We start from the raw sequence: 3,405 nt of genomic DNA on the forward strand, positions 1-3,405 counted from the left end.
CGGTGTGCGGGCAGTGCCGGGCGTGCGCGAAGGGCCAGCCGCAGTACTGCTTCAACACGGCGAACGCCACTCAGAAGATGACGCTGGAGGACGGCACCGTGCTGTCCCCGGCGTTGGGGATCGGGGCGTTCGCGGAGAAGACCCTGGTCGCTGCCGGGCAGTGCACGAAGGTCGATGAGGACGCGGACCCGGCCGCGGTCGGTTTGCTCGGCTGCGGTGTGATGGCAGGCATCGGCGCCGCGATCAACACCGGTGAGGTCAAGCGCGGCGAGTCGGTGGCCGTGATCGGCTGCGGCGGGGTGGGTATCGCCGCGATCGCCGGCGCGAAGCTCGCCGGGGCGACCACGATCATCGCCGTGGACATCGACGAGAACAAGATCGGGATGGCCAGGACCCTGGGCGCGACGCACGGGGTGAACTCCCGCACCACGGACCCGGTCGAGGCGATCCGGGCCCTGACCGGCGGGAACGGCGCCGACGTCGTGATCGAGGCCGTCGGCCGGCCCGAAACGTACAAGCAGGCCTTCTACGCCCGCGACCTCGCCGGCCGGGTGGTCCTGGTCGGCGTCCCGACCCCGGAGATGCAGTTGGAGCTGCCGCTGCTGGATGTGTTTGGGCGGGGCGGGTCGCTGAAGTCCTCCTGGTACGGGGACTGCCTGCCCTCCCGCGACTTCCCCATGCTCGTGGCCCACTACAAGGCCGGCAACCTGGACCTGGACGCGTTCGTTTCCGAACGGATCACCATCGACCAGGTCGAGGAGGCCTTCGACAAAATGCACGAAGGCAAGGTCCTGCGCTCGGTCGTCGAAATCCAGCCCGCAGGAGCCTCCACAGCGGCTGCTGCCGAGCCGGCGGTGACCTCGGCATGAGCGTCACGATCGAAAACCTCGTCACCTCGGGCACGTTCTCGCTCGACGGCGGGACCTGGGATGTGGACAACAACGTCTGGATCGTCGGCAACGACACCGAGTGCGTGATCATTGATTCCCCGCACGACGCCGCCGCGATCATCAACCAGGTCCGGGGCCGGACGGTGAAGGCGATCCTGCTCACCCACGCGCACAACGACCACATCGGCGCCGCCCGCGAACTCGCCCAGGCTGTCGGCGCCCCGATCCACCTGAACCCGGAGGACCAGGTCCTCTGGGAACAGGTCTACCCCGGCACCACCCCCGACAAGGGCATCGCGGACGGGGACGAGTTCGAAGTCGCCGGTGCGGTGCTGAAGGCGATTCACACGCCCGGCCACTCACCCGGCTCCACCTGCTTCCACCTCGACACCGAGAACACGGTCTTCACCGGGGACACCCTGTTCAACGGCGGACCCGGCGCGACCGGCCGCTCCTACAGCGACTACCCCACCATCCTGACCTCCATCCGCGAACGGCTCCTCACCCTCCCGCCGGAAACAACCGTCCGGACCGGACACGGCGACAACACCACCATCGCCGCCGAACGCGAAACCCTCGCCAAAGTGGCGCAGTAAGAAATAGCTACACCTAACGGCCCCCGTCCTCTGGATGGGGGCCGTTCGTGCACCACTGAACAGACCAGAAAGATCGGCTCATGTCTTCAATCAAGCGTGTGGCTTTCCTGTCGCTGCACACCTCTCCCATGGAACAGCCCGGTTCCGGGGACGCGGGCGGCATGAATGTCTACATCCGTGGCCTCGCCTCGGCCCTGGCCGAATCGGGCATCGAAGTGGACATCTTCACCCGCGCCACATCGGCCGGCCAGCCCGCCGTCGAACATCCCCACCCGGGGGTCCGGGTCCACAACGTCGCCGCCGGGCCGCCGCGCGGCCTGTCCAAAGAAGAACTGCCGGACCTGCTGCAGAGCATGGTGGCCGAGATCCAGCGGATCCGCGGGAGGCAGCCGCACAGCCGGTACGACGTCATACACTCCCACTACTGGTTGTCCGGCATGGCCGGACTGGAGCTCTCCTGGCTGTGGGACGTTCCTCTGGTTCACACAATGCACACCATGGCAAAGGTTAAGAATTTGGTGCTGCAGTCCGGCGAGGAGCCCGAGCCGCGGCGCCGCGAGGAAGGCGAACACCGCATCGTCGACCGCGCCACGCGCCTGGTTGCCAACACCGGCGCCGAGGCTGCCGAGCTGGTTTCGCATTACGACGCCGACGCCGAACAGATCGATGTCGCTCCCCCGGGCGTTGACATTTCGGTTTTCACGCCCGCGTTCCGCAGCCGGTCCCGCGCCGCACAAGGCATTGCACCGGACACATTCCACTTGCTGTTCGCCGGCCGGATCCAACGGCTCAAGGGGCCGCAGGTCCTGATCAGGGCCGCCGCCCTGCTCCGCCGGCGCCGCCCCGACATCGACCTCAAACTGACCGTTCTCGGCGCGCCGAGCGGCGCCCGGGACTTCGACCTGGACGCGATTGTCACCGCCGAAGGAATGGACGACGCCGTGACCCACCATCCGCCGGTCCGCGCACCGGAACTTGCCTCCTGGTACCGCTCGGCCGATGTCGTCGTCATGCCCTCCTACAGCGAATCGTTCGGGCTTGTGGCCCTGGAGGCGCAAGCCTGCGGCACCCCCGTGGTCGCCACCCGCGTGGGTGGCCTGTCCAGCGCCGTCGTTGACGGCCGCACCGGGCTTTTGGTGGACGGCCACCGGGCATCAGACTGGGCCGACGCCCTCGAAGCCCTCCACGACGACCCCGCCATCCGCCGCAACATGCGCGCGGCCGCCGCCATCCACGCGGCAAACTCCGGCTGGCAACGCACCGCCGCCATCACCCTCGACAGCTACCACGCCGCCGCGGTACAGCGACTCGGACGTCTCACAGTCCTGGCCGGGTAGCCTCCGCATCCCTTAAGCGGCGATGCTCCCCCACCCAAAGGTGAGGGAGCATCGCGCAAAAACCTGCAGGACCTGAGGAAGGATCCGGTTGAAACCTGCGAAAGGTGAGGAAGGGTCCGGGGGTTAGCGGTCGAGGTCGCCGCGGATGAAGGCCTCGACCTTTTCGCGGGCGAGGTCGTCGTTGAACTGCTCCGGCGGGGACTTCATGAAGTAGCTCGACGCCGAGACCAGGGGGCCGCCGATGCCGCGGTCCAGGCCGATCTTCGCCGCACGGATCGCGTCGATGATCACACCCGCGGAGTTCGGCGAGTCCCAGACCTCCAGCTTGTACTCCAAAGACACCGGGGCGTCACCGAAGTTCCGGCCCTCCAGGCGCACGAACGCCCACTTGCGGTCATCGAGCCACTGCACATAATCGGACGGGCCAATGTGGACATCCTTCGCAGCCAGCTCGGCCTCAACATTGGACGTCACGGCCTGGGTCTTGGAGATCTTCTTCGACTCCAGCCGGTCACGCTCCAGCATGTTCTTGAAGTCCATGTTGCCGCCCACGTTCAGCTGGTACGTGCGGTCCAGCGTCAC

Annotated in this window: 3 protein-coding genes and 1 pseudogene; 3 read left to right on the forward strand and 1 reads right to left on the reverse strand. The window is 67.3% G+C overall.

Features of this window, described 5'->3' with window-relative positions:
- From CXZ05_RS22600 to mshA, 3 genes are all read left to right on the forward strand, one after another.
- The coding region (locus tag CXZ05_RS22600; protein WP_102974690.1) for a zinc-binding dehydrogenase at nucleotides 1-869 on the forward strand (869 nt) is incomplete at its 5' end.
- Nucleotides 866-1,486, forward strand: coding sequence for an MBL fold metallo-hydrolase (locus tag CXZ05_RS22605; RefSeq protein ID WP_102974691.1), 621 nt, complete (start codon nucleotides 866-868; stop codon nucleotides 1,484-1,486). The genes CXZ05_RS22600 and CXZ05_RS22605, both read left to right, overlap by 4 nt.
- An 80-nt stretch (nucleotides 1,487-1,566) precedes the next feature.
- A complete protein-coding gene (mshA, locus tag CXZ05_RS22610; protein ID WP_102974692.1) occupies nucleotides 1,567-2,823 on the forward strand; it encodes a D-inositol-3-phosphate glycosyltransferase in 1,257 nt (418 codons plus the stop codon).
- 123 nt (nucleotides 2,824-2,946) lie between these two features.
- Here the strand turns inward: mshA and CXZ05_RS22615 are convergent.
- Nucleotides 2,947-3,405: pseudogene (locus tag CXZ05_RS22615) on the reverse strand (inositol-3-phosphate synthase); the annotation flags it as partial.

This window comes from Arthrobacter sp. AFG20, from assembly GCF_002892795.1.
Classification (GTDB): domain Bacteria; phylum Actinomycetota; class Actinomycetes; order Actinomycetales; family Micrococcaceae; genus Arthrobacter.